Here is an 18969-nt window from a genome sequence, read left to right on the forward strand (position 1 = left end):
GCGGCCACACCACACGCCATGCGAGCGGCCCGAGGGTTCCGGAGACCCGGTCGTCGGCCGTCCGCACGTCGACACCGGCACGTCGGAGGTCGTCGACCACCCGTTCGTCCGACGCACGGCCGACGGGTCCGACCAGGGCGGTCTCGACGGTGCCGGCCACCGCGCCCACCGCGCCGACGTGGTCGCGGTCGAAGTGGGTCAGGACGAGCAGGTCGATCCGGGTGACCCCGAGCAGGTCCAGGCACGCCCGGAGCCGTTCCTCGTCGTCGCCGGTGTCCACGAGCGCGACGGCGTCGTCACCGCGGAGCAGCACGGCGTCCCCCTGCCCGACGTCACACGCGGCGACCGACCAGTCCCCCGGCACCGATCCCCGGACGACGAGCACCGGGACGGTGACCGCTGCGACACCGACCACGACCACGACCCCCGCGGCGAGCAGCAGCCGGGAGCCGAGCCGCCCCCGGACCAGCACGGCGACCGCGATGCAGCCGCACACGAGCACGGCGGCGGCCACACCGAGCACACCGGCCGGCCAGGGTGCCGAGGCGTACGGCAGGGCGGCCGCCCCGTGTGCAATGCCCCCGACGGCGGCGGCCGGGACCCACGCGACGGCCGCGAGTCCCTGCGCGCCCACCGGCCACATCGGAGCGAGGCCACACGCGGCGAGCCCGACCACCGTGACGACCGGCGCGAACGGCTCCGCCAGCAGGTTCGCCGGCACCGCGTAGGTCGGGAGCGCCGCCGACAGCGGGATCGTCACCGGCCAGCACGCCACCTGCGCCGCGACGGGGATCGCGAGTGCCGCGGCGAGCGGCGGCCACACACGACGCGCCAGGAGCTCGGTGAGCGGCGGGCCGAGCACCACGATCCCGCTCGTGGCGAGCACGGACAGGGCGAACGCGAACGACCGGGCGAACCAGGGGTCGACGACGAGCATGCCGACCGCTGCGAGGGCGATGAGCGGGACGCCCCGCACCGGTCGACCGGCCAGGTGCACGACGAGCACCACGATCGCCATCACCGTCGCCCGGACGATCGAGGGGTCGGGCCGCACGAGCACGACGAACACCAGGAGCACGCCGACGGCCGCCGCCGCTCGGGGGCCTCTCGGGAGCCCGCAGGCACGACCGAGGACCACGACGAGGCCGACCACCACCGCGCAGTTCGCCCCGGACACCGCCGTCAGGTGCGTCAGCGCCGAGGTCTCCATCGCTGCCTCGGTCGTCGGGTCGAGGCCGGAGCGGTCCCCGATCGCGAGTCCGCGCAGCAGTGCCGCTCCGGGCTGCGGCAGGTCGGCAGTGGCCCGTACGAAGGCCTGTCGCGCGGTGTCGGTGGCGCCGAGCAGCCCGTCGGGCGGCACTGACGACGGCGCCCCGCGCAGGAACGCCACGAACGCGGTCGCCGATCCGGGTTCGTCCGGCTGCACGGCGGCGGTCACGGTGACCCGGGCACCGGCTGCCAGCACGGCTCCCGGTGCACCGCCGTGCTGGTCGGGAACGAGCCGGACCGGCACGCGGAGCCCGTCGAGGTCGTCCGCACGCACGAGCGTCGCGGTGACGGAGCGGTCACCCGGCACGAGGTCGCGGGTCAGCACCGCCTCGACGTCGACGCGCCCTGCCCCCGGCCCGGCGACGAGCGCACGCAGCGGTTCCGGAGCCCGCCGGGACTCCCCCACGGTGACCGACACCGCGAGCAGCGTCGTCAGGGCCCCCGCGACGAGCAGGAGCCCGGCGACGACCGGCACGACCCCGGTGCCCCGTCGCCACCGGAGCACGATCCCGCTGACGCCGGTGAGGAGCGCCGCGGCCCCACCGACCACGGCTGCCACGTCGGGCACGCCGACGAGCAGGGCGGTCGCGATCCAGGCGACCGCCACCGGCACCGCGACCCGCAGGTCGATCGCACTCGGCGCGAGCTGCACCGTCGCCCCTCAGACCCGCACACGATCGCGGAGCTCGGCGAACCGCACGTCGCCGATGCCGCTGACGTCGAGCAGGTCCTCGACCGCGGTGAACCGGCCGTGCTCGTCACGCCAAGCGATGATCCGCCCGGCCAGCCCCGGTCCGATGCCGGGCAGGGTCTCGAGCACGGCCTGGTCGGCGGTGTTCAGGTCGACGACGGCGAACTCCTCGCCCCCGGTGCCCGCCGCGCCACCGCCGCTCCCGGCCCCGGCCCCGGCCCCGGCAGTCGGCCCGGCGGCAGCACCGTCCGCCTCCGGTCCGAGTGCCTCGGGCACCTCCTGTTGCCCGACCCGCGGCACGTACAACCGCTCGCCGTCCGTCAGCACCCGCGCCAGGTTCAGCCGGTCGAGGTCGGCGTCATCGGTGGCCCCACCAGCACGTTCGAGCGCGTCACCGACCCGGCTCGATGCCGGCAACTCGACCACACCGCTCCGCCGCACCGCCCCGAGCACGTGCACCACGACGCGCCCGGCGCCAGGAGCGGACGGAGCAGCACCGGCAGACGCACCAGCCGACGGCGACGGTCCGCCCGACGCCGCACCGGCCGTCGGCGCCCCACGCACGACGACCCCGCCCGTTCCTCCAGCACCCTCGCCACCACCCGACACCAGCGCCCCGACGAGCACCACGACGACGGCGACCACCACCACGACAGCCGCCAGCACCACGGCGGCCCGCGGTGACAGCGCGAGACGGGACCACCAGGTTCCGGGAGACGACGGGGACGACATGCCCCGAACGCTACGGAGCCCGGCCGATCGGCCGGGCTCCGGAGGTCACACCAGTGGACGGGTGCCGCGAACGCCCCTGCTGTGAGGGACGACGCCAGCGACGGTCGTTACCCCTTGATGGCGATGTTCACGAGCTTCGGCGCCCGGACGATCACCTTCACGATCTCGCGGTCACCGATGTACCGCTGCACGTTCGCCGACGACCGTGCGAGCTGCTCGAGCTCGTCCGCCTCGATCGACTTCGACACCTCGAACGAGTCACGCACCTTGCCGTTGACCTGTACGACGGCGGTCAGGGTCTCCTGCACGAGCAGCGTCGGGTCGGCCTTCCGCCAGCCGTACGTGGCGACGGTGGCCTCGTAGCCCAGCCGCTCCCACATCTCCTCGCCGGTGTACGGCGCGAAGACGCTCAGCCCGAGCGCGATGGTCTCGACGGCCTCGCGCACGGCGGGGTCACCGGCACCGGGGCCGCTGTCGATCGCCTTGCGGGTGACGTTGACCAGGTCCATCAGTCGCGCGATCACGACGTTGAACTTGAACGACTCCATCATCCCGGGGGCGTCGGCGAGGAACCGGTGCGTGACCTGGCGGAGAGCCCGGTCGCCGTCGGCCCACACGACGTCGCGTGCGGACGTGACGTCGAGCGCCAGGCGGTACGCCCGCGCCAGGAACCGTGCGGAGGCGGACGGGGAGACGTCCTCCCAGTTGATGTCGTCCTCCGGCGGGCCCGCGAAGCCCATCACCAGGCGGATGGCGTCGACCCCGTTCGCGTCGAGCTCGTCACCGAGCGAGACGCCGCCCTTCGACTTCGACATCTTCGAGCCACCGGACAGCACCATGCCCTGGTTGAGCAGCGCCGAGAACGGCTCGGTGAAGTCGAGGTACCCGAGGTCGAACAGGACCTTCGTGACGAAGCGGGCGTAGAGCAGGTGCAGGATCGCGTGCTCGATGCCGCCGATGTACTGGTCGACCGGAGCCCAGCGGCGTGCGGCTGCCGGATCGAACGCCTGGGTGTCGTCGTTCGCCGACAGGAACCGCAGGAAGTACCACGACGAGTCGACGAAGGTGTCCATCGTGTCGGTGTCGCGGAGCGCGGGCGTGCCGTCGACGGGGTTCGGGACGTTCACCCAGTCGGTCGCGCCACCGAGCGGGGACGTGCCCTTCGGCTTGAGGTCGAGCCCCTCGGTGTCGGGCAGCACGATCGGCAGCTGGTCCTCGGGCACCGGGTGCTCGGTGCCGTCGGCGCCGTGGATGATCGGGATCGGGGTGCCCCAGAAGCGCTGGCGCGAGATGAGCCAGTCGCGCAGGCGGTAGGTCTTGGCGGCACGGCCGGTGCCGCGCTCCTCGAGCAGCGCGATGGCAGCGGTGATGGCGTGCTGCTTCGACATGCCGTCGAGCGGCCCGGAGTTGATCATCCGGCCCTGACCGGTCAGCGCTTCGCCGGTGGCGACCGGGTCGAGGGTCGGCACGTCGAAGTCGTCGAGCGTCGCGCCCTCGGGGATGACCGGGATCGCGCCGGTGACGGCGGCGTTCGTGTCGACGACCACCTTGACGGGCAGGTCGAACGCCCGCGCGAAGTCGAGGTCGCGCTGGTCGTGCGCGGGCACGGCCATCACGGCGCCGTGGCCGTAGTCGGCGAGCACGTAGTCGGCGGCCCAGATGGGCAGGCGCTCCCCCGTGAGCGGATGGATCGCGGACCGGCCGAGCGGCACGCCGGTCTTCGGGCGGTCGGCGTTCTGCCGGTCGATCTCGGACGTCTTCTGCGTCGCCGTCAGGTAGGCGTCGAAGTCGTCACGGACCGAGGCCGGCACCGACGGGTCGGCGACCAGCTCAGCCGCCAGGTCGGAGTCCGGCGCGACGACCAGGAACGTCGCCCCGTGGATCGTGTCCGGACGGGTGGTGAATACCGTGACGGGCTCGTCGCGGCCCTCGATCACGAAGTCGACGTCGGCACCGACCGAGCGGCCGATCCAGTTGCGCTGCTGCGCGATGACCTTCGCCGGCCACCGCCCCTCGAGCTGGTTCAGGTCGTCGAGCAGCCGGTCGGCGTACTCGGTGATCTTGAAGTACCACTGCGTGAGCTTCTTCTTCACGACGACGGCGCCGGAGCGGTCCGAGGTGCCGTCGGGCAGGACCTGCTCGTTCGCGAGCACGGTCTGGTCCACCGGGTCCCAGTTGACCCAGCTGTCCTTTCGGTACGCCAGGCCCTTCTCGTACATCTTCAGGAACAGCCACTGGTTCCACTTGTAGTACTCGGGGTCCGAGGTGTGGATCTCGGTGGTCCAGTCGAACGACGGCGCGTAGCGCTTGAAGGACGCCTTCTGCTGCTCGATGTTCGCGTAGGTCCAGTCCTTCGGGTCCACCCCGCGCTTGATCGCCGCGTTCTCGGCGGGCAGCCCGAACGAGTCCCAGCCGATCGGGTGCAGCACGTTGAAGCCCTGCTGGCGCCAGTAGCGCGCGACGAAGTCCCCGAGGGCCCAGTTCTCGGCGTGCCCCATGTGCAGGTCGCCGGACGGGTACGGGAACATCTCGAGGATGTACTTGCGCGGACGGGTGTCGTCGAGGTCGGTGGTGAAGAGCCCGAGCTCTTCCCAGCGGGGCTGCCACTTCTCCTGGATACGACGGAAGTCGTAGGCGTTCGGGTCCTCGGCGTGCTGCTCGGTGGTCACGGTCGTCAACGATACAAGCCGGGAGGCCCGTCCCGCGTCCGCCTGTCGGCTCACCCGGCGAGCAGGCGCCCGTCCCGCATCCGCAGGGTGCGGTCGACCAGGTCCGGCGCCACCGGGACGTGCGACACGATGACGACCGTCCGACCCGCTGCGCGGGCCGTGGTGACGAGGTCGCGCAGCACGGTGTCCCCGAGGTCCGGGTCGACGTCGGCGGTCGGTTCGTCGAGCACCAGCACCGGGAACGCGTGCAGCAGTGCGCGGGCGAGCGCGAGCCGGTGCGCCTGGCCGCCGGACACGAGCACGCCGCGTTCCCCGACCGAGGCGTCCAGCCCGCCCCGCCGGACGACCCAGTCCCCCAGGCCGACCCGGTCGAGCACGGCGAGCAGTTCCTCGTCGGTCGCGGTCTCGCGGGCGAAGAGCAGGTTCTGCCGCACCGACTGGTCGAACACGAACGGGTCCTGTTCGATCAGGCCGACCCGGGCCCGCACCGCGTCGGGGTGCATCGCCTTCGCCTCGACGCCGTCGAGCGTGTAGGAGCCCTCGTGCTCCACGAACCGGACGAGCGCGTCGACCAGGGTGGACTTGCCGGCACCGCTCGGCCCCTGGAGCACGACGACCTCGCCGGGGCTGAGCGTGAACGAGACCCCGTCGACCGCGGGCTCGGCAGCACCGGGCCAGCGGACGGTCAGGTCCTGCACCGCGAGCGTGACCGGCCCCTCGACCACGAGCGACGCCGGGTCGGCGTCCTCGTCGGGCTCGGGGACGATGCCGACGGGCACCTCGGCGGGCACGACCTGCTCGACCCGTTCGGCCGCAGCACGCACCCGGCGGAGCGTCAGGACGGCGAGCGGGACGGTCCCGACGACCTCGAAGAGCGCCAGTGGCACGAAGACCGCCAGGGCCCAGAGCGGACCGTCGAGCGCACCGGACACCACGGCGGGGGCACCGACGACGAGGATCCCGATCACCGCACCGCCTCCGACCAGGCCGACGAGCGCACCGACGAGCGACTCGACCGTGCCACGGCGCCGGACGGCCCGGGTGACGCCCGCGTCGAGCCGGGCGATGTGCGCGAGCCGCTCATCGAGGGTGCCGTAGGCGGCGAAGACGTCGAGCGTCCGGACGGTGTCGAGCACGAGGTCCGCGACGCGCCCCCGGTCCGCAGCGGTCTCGCGGTCCGAACGCTCGGCGATCGCCCGGGTGACGATCGTGCCGACCAGGGCCGCGACCGCCAGCGCGAGGACGAGCACGAGCGCCGCCGGCACCGACACGAGCGCCACGGCGACGACCGACAGCACCGCGACGACCCCGGCGGAGACGAGTGGGCCGACGACGCGGATCGGCAGGTCCTGCAGCCGGTCGGTGTCGGTCACCAGGCGCGTCATGAGGTCGCCGCGTCCGGTCCGCCCGAGCCCCGCGGGAGCGATCGACGCCAGCCGCCGGTACATCTCCGTCCGCACCACGGCCAGTTGCCGGAAGGACGCGTCGTGCCCGGCGAGCCGGTCGACGTAGCGCAGCACCGCACGCCCCAGCGCGAACGCGCGCACCCCGACCATCACGAGCGTCAGGTACAGGATCGGCGGGTGCTCGGCGGCACGGGTGATCAGGTAGCCGCTCGCGGCGAGGAGCGCGACGGCACAGACCGCGCTGAGCGACCCGGCGGCGACCGCCTTCGCCCAACCCGACCCGTGCGGCATCGCGAGCCGCAGGACGGAGCCGCCACGGGCCTCCCGGCTCATGCGCGCACCCCCCTGCGGACCGTCACGGACCCGCCGGCGCGGACGTCCACGCGGACGTCCGCCGCGGCGACGACCGCGGGTCGGTGGCTGGCGACCACGACGACGGCGCCGTCGGCCGCCAGGGCACGGGCGGCCGCGATGACGCGTTCTTCGGCCTCGGCGTCCAGCGCGGACGTCGGCTCGTCGAGCAGCACGAGGGGCGTGGCGGCGCGGCGTGCGCGGTACAGCGCGCGGGCGACGGCGACACGCTGTGCCTGGCCGCCGGACAGTCCGCTGCCACCGGCGCCGACCGGGAGGCCCGGGTCGAGTCCCAGCCCCGCGTCGCCCAGCGCGGTGCGCACGTCGGCGTCGTCGGGGGTCGCGCTGAGCGCGACGTTCTCGGCGATCGTCCCGCGGACGAGACGCGGGCGCTGGTCGGCCCAGGTGGTGCGCTCGGCAACGGAGGCACCGGCCGGGCCGGGCACGGTGACGACACCGTCGTGCGCCAGGACGCCGCGGAGGGCGGCGATGATGCTCGACTTGCCGGAACCGCTCGGGCCGGCCAGCACGACGACGGTGCCGGGCTCGGCGTGCAGGTCGAACGGTCCGATCACGACGTCGGGTCGGCGGACGGTGAGCCCGCGGACGTCCAGGGCGGATGCGGGTGCTGCGGGGTCCGTGTCGGTCCCGCTGCCGCCGCTGCTGCCGGTCGCGGACGGTGATGCGGTCTCGTCGTCGGCCAGCACGTCGAGCACCGCGGCCGACGCCTCGACGCCGTCCTGGGCGGCGTGGAAGTCGGCGCCGACCTGGCGGATGGGGGCGAAGGCCTCCGGTGCCAGCACGAGCACGAACATCGCGGCGCCGAGGCCGAGGGAGCCATCCACCAGGCGGATGCCGATCGAGACGGCGACCAGTGCGACGGACAGGCTCGCGGCGAGCTCGAGCGCGAAGCCGCTCACGAAGGACAGCCGGAGGACGCCGATCGTGCCGCGACGGTACTCGTCGGTGACCACCCCGATGCGACCGACCTGGCGGCGCGCACGGCCGAAGACCTTGAGCGTGGCGAGCCCTTCGACGGCCTCGGTGAAGGCGCCACCCAGCTTCGCGAGGGCGTCCGACTGCTTCCGCTGCAGCGACTGCGTGGCCAGGCCGATCAGGATCATGAAGACCGGGATCACGGGTAGGGCGAAGAGGATGATCAACCCGCTGGTCAGGTCGCCCAGGCCGATCGCGACCAGGAGCATCGGCGTCGCGATCGCGGTGAGCGCGAGCTGCGGCAGGTACCGGCCGAAGTAGGCGTCGAGTGCGTCGAGCCCGGGGCCGAGCGTGGTGGCGAAGCCGGCGCTCGACCGGCCCGCGAGCCACGACGGACCGCGCTCGGCGGCGCGGGCGAGCACCGTCGTGCGCATCTCGCTCTTCACCTTCGCCGCTGCGCGTGCCGCCAGGTCGTCGGTCGCCCACGCGGCCACCGCACGCAGGACGAACGCCCCGCCGAGCAGCGCGAGCGCCTGCCCGAACGCCGCCGGCACCGTGCCGTCGCCGACCGCGTCGACCCCGAGGGTGACGGCCGCGGCGATCCCCCACGCGATCGCGATGGTCGCGAGCGTGCGGAGGACACCGGTGCCGGCGGCGGCGACGATGAAGCCGCGCGCCGTCCGGGACAACCGCAGGAGTCGGGGGTCGAGGGGCTTCATCGTCGTCCGCCTAGTGCGCGGCCGCGGTGACCTGGGCGCGGGAGACGCGCTTGCGGAACACCCAGTAGGTCCAGGCCTGGTACGCGAAGACCAGGGGCACGAAGATCAGCGCGACCCAGCTCATCACGGTCAGCGTGTACGACCCGGACGAGGCGTTGTACACGTTCAGGCTGTTCGCGACGTCGTTCGAGGCCGGCATGACGTCCGGGAAGATCGCCGTGAACATCGCGAGCACGATCGCGGCGATGGTGACCGCCATCAGGGTGAAGGCACGCCCCTCCTTGCCCCAGGCGTTGCAGAGCACCGCGAGCACCAGGGTGAGGGCGGCGACCACGGAGAGCACCAGCGAGGCCGGGGTGGCCCGGACGAAGGCCATCGACACCAGGAACGCGGCGCCGACGACGATCGTGACGATGCCGGCCCGGGTCGCCAGGCGCTTGGCGCGGACGCGGATGTCGCCCTCGGTCTTCAGCGCGACGAAGACGACCCCGTGGGTGAAGAACACCAGCAGCGTCGCGGCACCGGTCAGCAGCGCGAACGGGTTGAGCAGGTCGAAGATCGTGCCGGTGTAGTTGTGCCCGGCGTCCATCGGGATGCCACGGACGACGTTGCCGAACGCGACGCCCCACAGGAACGACGGCACGGCACTGCCGACGATGATCATCAGGTCGAAGCGGCGCTTCCACTCGAGGTGCTTGTTCTGGTGCCGGTACTCGAACGACACCCCTCGCAGGATGAGTGCAGCGAGGATGAGCAGCAGCGCCAGGTAGAAGCCGGAGAACATCGTGGCGTACCACTCCGGGAACGCCGCGAACAGGCAGGCCCCGGCGACGATGACCCAGGTCTCGTTGAGGTCCCAGACCGGGCCGATGGTGTTGATCAGGACCCGACGGTCGGTGTCGTCCTTGCCGAGGAACGGCAGGGACATGCCGACACCGAAGTCGAATCCGTCGAGGACGAAGTAGCCGACGAAGAAGACGCCGACGATCGCGAACCAGAGAACGGGGAGATCCATCAGGCAGCGTCCATTTCTAGTAGACCGTCACTTCGTGCTTGACCTCGCCGGTCTCCTCGTCGACCTCGTCCGGGTCGGCGGGCCCCTCTTGCGCGACCTTCTTGATGAGCTTGAACTCGACGACGGCCAGCGAGCCGTAGATCAGGGTGAAGACCAGCAGCGAGATGAGGACCTCGAGCCCGGTCACGTTCGGCGACACACCGTCCTTCGTCTGGAGCAGCCCGAACACGAGCCACGGCTGGCGGCCCATCTCGGTGAAGACCCAACCGACGATCATCGCGGCCATCGGCAGCGGCACCGTCCAGGTGGCGATGCGCCACACCCAGCGCTGCGTCGGGAACCGGCCCTTGCGGGTCAGCCACAGCCCGACCAGCGAGACCATGACCGCGCCGACACCGAGGGCGATCATCCAGCGGAACGACCAGTAGGTGACCCAGATGATCGGCTTGTAGTCGCCGGGGCCGTACACCTGCGTGTACTGCGCCTGCAGGTCGTTGATGCCCTCGACCGTGCCGTTGAACGTGTGCGTCGACAGGAACGACAGCAGGTACGGCACCCGGATCGAGAACAGCTCGTGCACGCCGTCGGGGGTGCCGAGCGTGAAGATCGAGAACGAGGCGTCCTTGCCGGTCGCGGTGTTGTACAGCGCCTCCGCCGCCGCCATCTTCATCGGCTGCGTGTCGACCATCGTCAGGCCGAGCTGGTCGCCGGTCAGGACGGTCAACGCGCCGGCCGCGAGCATGGTCCACATGCCGAACTTCAGCGCCGGCAGCATCGTCTCGAGGTTCTGGTTGCGGGCCAGGTGGTAGGCCGCGACCGAGATGATGACCGCCGCGGCGACCATGAAGCAGGCGAAGAGCGTGTGCGGGAACGCGGCCAGGGCGACCTTGTTGCCGAGCACCGCCCAGATGTCGGTGAGCTCCGCACGGCCCTTGGCCTCGTTCATCGCGAAGCCGACCGGGTGCTGCATGAACGCGTTCGCGGCGATGATGAAGTACGCCGACATGATCGTGCCCGCGCTCACGCACCAGATGCTCGCCAGGTGCAGCCCCTTGGGCAGGCGGTCCCAGCCGAAGATCCAGATGCCGATGAAGGCCGCTTCGAAGAAGAACGCCAGGATCCCCTCGAGCGCGAGCGGTGCGCCGAAGACGTCACCGACGAAGCGCGAGTAGTTCGACCAGTTCATGCCGAACTGGAACTCCTGCACGATGCCCGTCACGACGCCCATCGCGAAGTTGATCAGGAAGATCCGCCCGAAGAACCGCGTCAGCTGCAGGTAGTGCGCGCGGCCGGTCCGGTACCAGGCGGTCTGGAACACGGCCACCACGGCTGCCATGCCGATCGTCAGCGGGACGAAGAGGAAGTGGTAGATGGTCGTCAGACCGAACTGCCACCGCGACAGGAGGAGCGGATCGAGGAGGTCGTTCATGCGGCGATTCCGAGACGGGTGGCCGCGCGCTGTTCGTGCACGTCAGTTGCTTCCTGTGGAACGGATACATCAGGTGTCACAGCCCTTGGGACACCCCAACGCTATCGCGCTGCATCACACTTCGACAAGTTGTAGAACGACTCCGTGCACAAACGTGCACAGCCCTTGCACGGCACAACCGTGCGGCACGGATGTTCGGGCTGCCTGTTCCATGAACGACGACAGGCGCCGGGTGGATACCCGACGCCTGTCGCTTTGTTCGCAGGGCTGTGGTTACAGCAGGCCCTCGGCCTTGAGCCAGTCCTCGGCGATGGTGGACGCCTTCTCCTTGTCGGCCGTGCTCTTGGTGTTGAGCTCGATCAGGGCCTCGGTCGTGAGCTTCTCGTTGACCGAGTCGATCGCGTCCGCAGCCTTCTCGTTGACCTTCTTCGAGACGACCGGCACGACGTTCTGCGGCAGGATCAGGTTCTCCGGGTCCTTGAGCGTGACGAAGCCGTTCGCCTTGATGCTCGGGTCGGCGGTGTAGATGTCGGCCAGCTGGACGGTGTCGTCCTTGAGCGCCTTGACGGTCAGGGCCCCGCCGCCGTCCTCGATCGCCTTGAAGTCGACGTCGACGCCGTAGACCGACTTGAGCCCCTTCGGGCCGTACGGCCGCGTCTGGTTCTCGGAGTTGGCACCCACGGTGAGCTTCTCGTCGACGTTCTTCAGGTCGGCCAGGCTCGTGACGTCGTTGTCCTCGGAGAACTTCTTCGTGACGGTGTAGCTGTCCTGGTCCGTCGCGTCGGCCTCGTCGAGGACCCGGAGGCCCTTCGGCAGGGCCTTGTCGAGCCCGTCGTCGATCTGGTCGGCGGTCTTCGCGTCCGAGTCCTTGTCGAAGTACTGCAGCAGGTTGCCGCTGTACTCGGGCATGACGTCGATGGCGCCCTTCTCGAGCTGCGGGATGTAGACCTCACGCTGCCCGATGTTGAAGTTGCGCTTCACGTCGAAGCCGTCCTTCTCGAGGACCTGGGCGTACAGCTCGGCGATGATCTCGTTCGAGTAGTACTGCTGCGAACCGACGACGATGGTCTTCGAGTCGGACGAGTCGCTGGAACCGCTGTCGAGCGGGTCGCTCGACGCGCAGCCGGCGAGGGCGGCGACGACGCCGACCGCCATCGCGGCGGCGACACCGGCGCGGATCTTGGGTGCTGTGATCACGAGGGATTTCCTTCCGGGAGTGGATTGCGGGCTCGCTCACGCGACCCCTGACGCTGTCGGGCCGACGGGTCCGCGGTGCCCTTCGGCACCGCCGCCCGCTGCAGCACGGCGAACACGATCTCGAACGCGATCGCGAGGGCGATCACGAGGATGGAGGCGCCGAGCATCTCGGCGTAGTCCTGGGTCTTCAGGCCGAGGAAGAAGTACCCGCCGAGGCCACCGGCCCCGACGTACGCGGCGAGCGTGGCCGTCGCGACGACCTGCAGCACCGCGGCGCGGATGCCACCGATCAGCAGCGGGAGCCCGAGCGGGATCTCGACCTTCCACAGGATCTGCCAGCCGGTCATGCCCTGGGCCTTCGCGGCGTCGACGACCCCCGGGTCGACGGACTCGATGCCGGAGTACGCACCGGCGAGCACCGACGGGATCGCCAGGATGACGAGGGCGAGCAAGGGAGCCTGCAGCCCGATGCCGAGCAGCAGCCCGAACAGCGAGAGCACGCCGAGCGTCGGGAGCGCCCGCACCCCGCCGGACACCGCGATCGAGAAGCCACGAGCGCGGCGGGTGTGGCCGATCGCGTACCCGACCGGCACGGCGATGACCGCGGCGATGAGCACCGCGAGCAGGGTGATCCAGACGTGCTCCCAGAGTCGTGTGGGGATGCCGTTGTACCCGCCGTAGTTCGTGGGGTCGAACACCCACGCGAAGGCCTGACCGATGATCACGAGGAGACCTCCGCTGCTTGCAGGACTCGGCGAGCCTGTCGGCGTGACACCGAGTTCGTCCGGGTCCACGGCATGACCAGGCGCCCGAGCAGCACGAGGAGGCCGTCGAGGGCGAAGGCGAGCACGAGCACCATCACGATGCCGGAGAGGATCTCCTCGTAGATCCCGCGCCCCAGGCCGTCGGTGAAGAGCAGGCCGAGACTCGGGATGCCGAGGACCGCGCCGACCGTGGTCAGCGAGATCGTGGAGACCGAGACCACCCGGAGGCCGGCCAGCAGGACCGGACCGGCGAGCGGGAGCTCAACACGGAAGAACCGCTGCGCCGGCGAGTAGCCCATGGCGGTCGACGCGGACTTGGTCTCGGAGTCGACCGAGGTCAGCCCGTCCACCGTGGAACGGACCATCAGTGCGAGGCCGTACAGGGTCAGACCGATGACGACGTTGATCGGGCTCTGCAGGCCGGTGCCGATGATGCTCGGCAGGGCGACGAACAGGGCGAGTGAGGGGATGGCGTAGAGCAGACCGGCGAGGGTCACGATGCTGCTGCCCACACCCGATGCGAAGCGCGACCCACCGGGGCGCTGCAGCCGGACCACCAGCCACCCGATCGGGATCGACAGCAGGAACGCGACGATGATCGGCGGGATCGCGATCGCGAGGTGGGACAAGGTGTTGTCCCAGATCGTGTCGAGGTTCGCCAGCACCCACTTCACCGGGTGCCCCCACCCTGCGCCGGAGCACCCGGTGCGTCGTGGGACGCTCCGGCCTCTGCTGCTCGGGAGTCGGACTGCGGGACGGCCTCGGCGGCGTCGACGACCCCGACGGGGCCCGTCAGCACGCCGGCTGCACGGCCTTCGCCGTCGACGACGATCGGACCGGTCGGGGTCTGCTCGACGCGGAGCGCGCGGCGCCCGCGGCCGGCGCCGATGAACGTGGCGACGAAGTCGTCGGCGGGTGCGGCGAGGATCTCGGCCGGCGTCCCCTGCTGGGCGATCTCGCCGCCCTTCTTGAGGATGACGACCTGGTCGCCGAGCTTGAACGCCTCGTCGATGTCGTGCGTCACGAACACGACGGTCTTGCCGAGTTCGCGCTGCAGGCGGATGAGCTCGTCCTGCAGGTCGTTCCGCACCAGCGGGTCGACGGCACCGAACGGCTCGTCCATGAGCAGGATGTTCGGGTCGACGGCCAAGCCGCGGGCCACTCCGACGCGCTGCTGCTGGCCGCCGGAGAGCTGTGACGGGTAGCGGTCGGCGAAGGCACGGTCGAGTCCGACGGTGTCCATGAGCTCGAGGGCGCGCTTGCGGGCGTCGGCCTTGGAGACGCCGGTCAGCAGCGGGACGGTCGCGATGTTGTCGACGACCTTGCGGTGCGGCAGCAGCCCGGAGTTCTGCATCACGTACCCGATGTGGCGACGGAGCTCGACGGGGTTGATCCCGGCGACGTCCGAGCCGTCGATCTCGACGGTTCCGGACGTGGGGTCGACCATGCGGTTGATCATGCGGAGCAGGGTGGTCTTGCCACAGCCGCTGGATCCGACGAAGACGGTGGTGGTCCGGGACGGGATGACCAGATCGAAGTGCTCGACCGCAGTCGTGCCGTCCGGGTAGGTCTTGCGCACCGAGCGGAACTCGATCATGGGGTGCCCTTCTGTTCGGAGGTAGCCCGACTCCGGATGAGAGTACCCGGGGGCGCCGACATCGGTTCGCTGTGACGATCCGTGACGGACCCGCGGCGGTGCACAGGCCGGTGGGGATGCCGACGGGCACCGCGGGATCGGCGGGGACGACGACGCCCGCGCCTCGGTGTTCGGAGGCGCGGGCGGATCGGTTCGGTCTCCGGCGTGTCGCGCCGGTTCGACGGGACGGTCAGGAAGCGGCGATCACCGATTCCAGGTGCGCACGGTTCATCCGGCGGTACTCCTCGATCAGCTCCGTGTCGGGGTGCTCGCGGTCGCGGTGCGCCCGCGCCAGCACCGCGTGACCGGACTCGGCGAGGACGACCCACGCGCGGGTGATGTGCTCGTCGTCCGGCAGCCCGAAGCGGTCGCGCATGATCTGGCCGACGGTCGCGCCGAGCGCGCCCATGCGGTCCTCGGCGTCACCGGTACCGGTGTCCGCCGGGTCGCCGAAGCGGATGGCCCGGAAGCCGGGCTCGGTGCGGTACATCTCGGCGGTCATGTCGATGAGCGCGTCGTTGGCGTCCTGCCAGGTCTCTGCGCCACTGGCGTCGAGCGCCTCGACGAAGCGGGAGGCGAGCCGCTGGGTGCAGCGGATCGCGAGTGCCTCGACCACGGCGATGCGGTCCGGGAAGTACCGGTAGACGGTGCCGATCGACGCCCCCGCGCGCTCGGCGACCATGGCGGTCGTGAGCCGTTCGAACCCGATCTCGTCGATCACCGCGGCTGCGGCGTCGAGGAGGCCGGCGAGGCGCGCCGAACTGCGGGCTTGGACCGGCTCGTTCCTGAGCAGTGATGATCCCCCCGGCAGAGCGTTCGTTACCTCGGTGACGAGCACGTGTTCTCCTCTTGCGCTCCAGCGCGGTTGGTTGGTGTGACGGGGACAACTTTCGCAGAACGCACCTGGAACGTGGCTGCGACTCACCACTTGCGACGCACCAGTTCTGTGCAGCGCGCGGGTTTCGTCAGCCGCCCGTGGGAGGATGACGCCATGCCCGACCCGACGCCCCACGAGCCGTCGTTGGCCGAGCCGCTCCTGCACCGCGCGGCCCGCATCGAGGACGCCGTCCAGGAGTTCCGCGAGCACCGTGCACGCCGTCGCGGACTCGTCCCGACGGTGGTCCCGTACACCGGCTACGGCGCGCCCGGTTGGGTGCGCATCCTCTGCCGTGTGCTCCTCACCCGCCGGGGTCTCGCCTCGGACGTCTCCTACGCCGGAGTCCGCGGCTGGAAGAGCTTCACGAGCGTCGCCGTCGACCACGCCGAGGTCACCGTCACCGCCGGCGGCGTCTCCCACGTGGTGCAGACCGACCGTGGCGGTGTCGTCGACACCATCGTCCCGATCGACCTCGAGCCCGGCTGGCGCACGGTGCGGCTGTCGGCAGGCGGCGGGCGCGACGTCGAGGCCGACGTGTTCGTCGTGCACCCGGACACCCGCTTCGGGCTGCTGTCCGACATCGACGACACCGTGATGGTGACTTCGCTCCCCCGCCCCATGCTCGCCGCCTGGAACTCGTTCGTCCTGACCGAGCACGCCCGCCGCCCCGTGCCCGGCATGTCCGTGCTGTACGAACGGATCCTCGCGCAGCACCCCGGTTCCCCGACGGTCTACCTGTCGACCGGGGCGTGGAACGTGGCCCCGACGCTGCAGCGCTTCCTGTCGCGCAACATGTACCCGTCCGGCACGCTCCTGCTCACCGACTGGGGTCCCACCCACGACCGGTTCTTCCGCAGCGGGCAGCTGCACAAGCAGGAGAACCTGCGGCGGCTCGCGAAGGACTTCCCGGACATCCGCTGGCTCCTGGTCGGCGACGACGGACAGCACGACGAGAGCCTCTACGGCGACTTCTCGCGGGAGCACCCGGACAACGTCGCGGGCGTCGCCATCCGGCAGCTGTCCACGAGCGAAGCGGTCCTGGCCGGTGGACGCTCGCGGGCGCAGGAACGCTCCCGTGACTCGTCGGCGCCCTGGGTGTACGCACCGGACGGCGCCGGCCTGTGGAGCGAGTTCGCGCGGGTCGGCATCATCGAGTCCGACGCCTCCGACCCGGCCTGAGCGACCCTTCATCACGTTCTCGGCCCGGAGCACCCGTGGCCGACCGCGGCGCTCGGGCACCGGGTGTTCGATCGGTCCATGAGCACCGAGCCGGCCGCACCGCCCGAAGCCGCACCACACCCAGCCGCACCGCACCCAGCCGCATCGACCACGCCGCCGAACCGCATCGAGGACCACGCCCTGATCGGCGACACCGGCACCGCTGCCCTGGTCGGCCGAGACGGGACCATCGACTGGGCGTGCCTGCCGCGCTTCGACAGCTCGTCCACCTTCGCCTCGCTGCTCGGCACCGAGGACCACGGCCACTGGACCCTGCGACCCGTCGACGACGAGGCCACGGCCCAGTGGCGGTACCACGGCGACACCCTGGTGCTCTCGACCGTGTGGACCACCCGTGACGGCGTGGTCGAGGTCACCGAGTTCATGCCCGTCGGGGCGCACCGCCCCTCGATCGTCCGCCGGGTGCGCGGGCTCCGCGGCACCGTCGAACTCCGGCAGACGCTCCGGATCCGGTTCGACTACGCACGGGCCCTACCGTGGATCCGGCAGATCGGGGACGAGGACGAACCGGCGCTGCTCGCGACGGCCGGTCCGGGCTCGGTGATCGTCCGGGGGCCGCAGTTCCGGGCCGACGACCACCGGCACACCGCCGTCACGACGATCCACGACGGCGACGTGCTCGACACGGTGCTCACCTGGTACCCGTCGCACCGCGAACCGCCGGAGCCGCTCGACGTCGACGCGGCCCTCGCCCACACGGTGCAGTGGTGGACGGCGTGGACCGCCCCCGCGCAGACCACCGGCCGGTACGCCGACGCCGCTCGACGGTCGCTGGTGTTCCTCCGCGCGATGACCCACGGCGAGACCGGTGGCGTGGTCGCCGCCGCGACCACGGGCCTGCCGGAGGACCCCGGCGGCGAACGCAACTGGGACTACCGCTACGTGTGGCTGCGCGACGCCTCCCTCGCGCTCGCGTCGCTCATCGCCCACGGCTACCGCGACGAGGCCACGCACTGGCGCGGCTGGCTGCTGCGTGCCATCGCGGGCGACCCCGCCGACGTGCAGATCATGTACGGCATCGCCGGCGAACGCGAGCTGCCCGAACGGGAACTGCCCGAGCTGCCCGGGTACCTCGGGTCGACGCCCGTGCGCGTCGGCAACGGCGCCTCGACGCAGTACCAGGGCGATGTCTTCGGCGAGGTGCTCGCGGCACTGCACGACGCCCGCGAGCTCGGGGTCGAGGAGAACGCAGACTCCTGGGCGCTGCAGCGGGCACTGCTCGGCTACGTCGAGGAGCACTGGCAGGAGCCGGACAACGGCATCTGGGAGATGCGGGGGCCGCGGCGCAGCTTCACGCACTCGCGGGTGATGATCTGGGCCGCGTTCGACCGCGGGGTCGCCGCGGTCGAGGAGTTCGGCCTCGAGGGCCCCGTCGACCGCTGGCGCTCCCTGCGCGACACCGTCCGCGCCGAGATCGAGGAGCACGGCTGGAACGCCGAGCGCGGTTCGTTCCGCCAGCACTACGACACCGACGAGGTCGACGCGAGCCTGCTCGTCCTGCCGCAGGTCGGGTTCTGCCGCGCCGACGACCCCCGGATGACGGGCACCGTGCGCGCGATCGAGGAGGACCTGCGCGTCGGCGACGACGGCCTCGTGCTCCGCTACCGCACGACGGCCGGCTTCGACGGGCTGTCCGGCGCCGAGCACCCGTTCCTGGCGTGCTCGTTCTGGCTGGTGGAGCAGTACGCCGCCTCCGGCCGGGTCGAGGACGCCGAGCGCCTGATGGACGTGCTCGTCGGGTACGCGAACGACGTCGGCATGCTCTCCGAGGAGATCGACGTCGCCACCGGACACCACATCGGCAACACGCCGCAGGTGCTGTCGCACCTGACGCTCGTGTCGGCAGCGGACGCCATCGAGCGCGCCCGTGGCGCGACCGTCGGGCACCGCACGCGGTTGCCCGTCCACGACGGCGGCACCCGCTCGTGGACGGGCGAGGGTGAGCGCGCCGGCTCCCCCGCCTGAAGACGCCGTCGTCTTCGCGCGACGCCTCGAAGCCGCCGAGACGCCGCCGGATCTGGCGGCGTCTCGATGACACG

Annotated in this window: 13 protein-coding genes and 1 pseudogene; 2 read left to right on the plus strand and 12 right to left on the minus strand. The window is 71.3% G+C overall.

The genetic code is table 11. The features are described 5' to 3' along the window. Positions 1-142 precede the first annotated feature (142 nt). The 12 genes and pseudogenes from BIU91_RS19530 to BIU91_RS12540 form a co-directional block, all read right to left on the minus strand. Positions 143-1921, minus strand: a pseudogene (locus BIU91_RS19530) (ComEC/Rec2 family competence protein); the annotation flags it as partial. Positions 1922-1930: 9 nt separating this feature from the next. Next, positions 1931-2692 carry a ComEA family DNA-binding protein gene (locus tag BIU91_RS12490; protein ID WP_071405711.1) on the minus strand — a complete coding sequence of 254 codons (762 nt, stop codon included), beginning with the start codon at positions 2690-2692 and terminating at the stop codon, positions 1931-1933. Positions 2693-2799: 107 nt separating this feature from the next. Then, entirely contained in the window at positions 2800-5361 is a 2562-nt protein-coding gene (leuS, locus tag BIU91_RS12495; protein WP_111023137.1) for a leucine--tRNA ligase, read from the minus strand. Between the two features lie 50 nt (positions 5362-5411). Next, a complete protein-coding gene (gene cydC, locus BIU91_RS12500) occupies positions 5412-7100 on the minus strand; it encodes a thiol reductant ABC exporter subunit CydC (protein ID WP_071405713.1) in 1689 nt (562 codons plus the stop codon). Beyond that, positions 7097-8773 carry a thiol reductant ABC exporter subunit CydD gene (gene cydD / locus BIU91_RS12505; protein ID WP_071405714.1) on the minus strand — a complete coding sequence of 559 codons (1677 nt, stop codon included), beginning with the start codon at positions 8771-8773 and terminating at the stop codon, positions 7097-7099. The genes cydC and cydD overlap by 4 nt, the downstream gene beginning before the upstream one ends. A 10-nt stretch (positions 8774-8783) precedes the next feature. Next, positions 8784-9788, minus strand: coding sequence for a cytochrome d ubiquinol oxidase subunit II (gene cydB / locus BIU91_RS12510; protein WP_071405715.1), 1005 nt, complete (start codon positions 9786-9788; stop codon positions 8784-8786). Between the two features lie 16 nt (positions 9789-9804). Beyond that, positions 9805-11217, minus strand: a complete 1413-nt coding sequence (locus tag BIU91_RS12515; RefSeq protein ID WP_071405716.1) for a cytochrome ubiquinol oxidase subunit I — start codon at positions 11215-11217, stop codon at positions 9805-9807. A gap of 273 nt (positions 11218-11490) precedes the next feature. Next, entirely contained in the window at positions 11491-12414 is a 924-nt protein-coding gene (locus tag BIU91_RS12520; RefSeq protein ID WP_111225145.1) for an ABC transporter substrate-binding protein, read from the minus strand. After that, positions 12411-13139 (minus strand): ABC transporter permease, encoded by a 729-nt coding sequence (locus tag BIU91_RS12525; RefSeq protein ID WP_071405717.1) that lies wholly within the window; start codon positions 13137-13139, stop codon positions 12411-12413. Before BIU91_RS12525 ends, BIU91_RS12520 begins: the two co-directional genes overlap by 4 nt. Continuing rightward, positions 13136-13852 carry an ABC transporter permease subunit gene (locus BIU91_RS12530; RefSeq protein WP_027465272.1) on the minus strand — a complete coding sequence of 239 codons (717 nt, stop codon included), beginning with the start codon at positions 13850-13852 and terminating at the stop codon, positions 13136-13138. The genes BIU91_RS12525 and BIU91_RS12530 overlap by 4 nt, the downstream gene beginning before the upstream one ends. Next, entirely contained in the window at positions 13849-14775 is a 927-nt protein-coding gene (locus BIU91_RS12535; protein ID WP_027465271.1) for an ATP-binding cassette domain-containing protein, read from the minus strand. The genes BIU91_RS12530 and BIU91_RS12535 overlap by 4 nt, the downstream gene beginning before the upstream one ends. Before the next feature lie 229 nt (positions 14776-15004). Next, positions 15005-15652, minus strand: a complete 648-nt coding sequence (locus BIU91_RS12540; RefSeq protein ID WP_071248156.1) for a TetR/AcrR family transcriptional regulator — start codon at positions 15650-15652, stop codon at positions 15005-15007. 153 nt (positions 15653-15805) lie between these two features. On the opposite strand from BIU91_RS12540, the gene BIU91_RS12545 reads away from it, so the two are divergent. Both BIU91_RS12545 and BIU91_RS12550 read left to right on the plus strand, forming a co-directional pair. Beyond that, entirely contained in the window at positions 15806-16870 is a 1065-nt protein-coding gene (locus tag BIU91_RS12545; RefSeq protein WP_071405718.1) for a phosphatase domain-containing protein, read from the plus strand. A 78-nt stretch (positions 16871-16948) separates the two neighbouring features. Next, positions 16949-18895, plus strand: coding sequence for a glycoside hydrolase family 15 protein (locus tag BIU91_RS12550; RefSeq protein WP_071405719.1), 1947 nt, complete (start codon positions 16949-16951; stop codon positions 18893-18895). The last annotated feature ends 74 nt before the right edge of the window (positions 18896-18969 follow it).

The sequence above is a fragment of the Curtobacterium sp. MMLR14_002 genome, from assembly GCF_001864975.1.
In the GTDB taxonomy this organism is placed as follows: Bacteria; Actinomycetota; Actinomycetes; order Actinomycetales; family Microbacteriaceae; genus Curtobacterium; species Curtobacterium flaccumfaciens.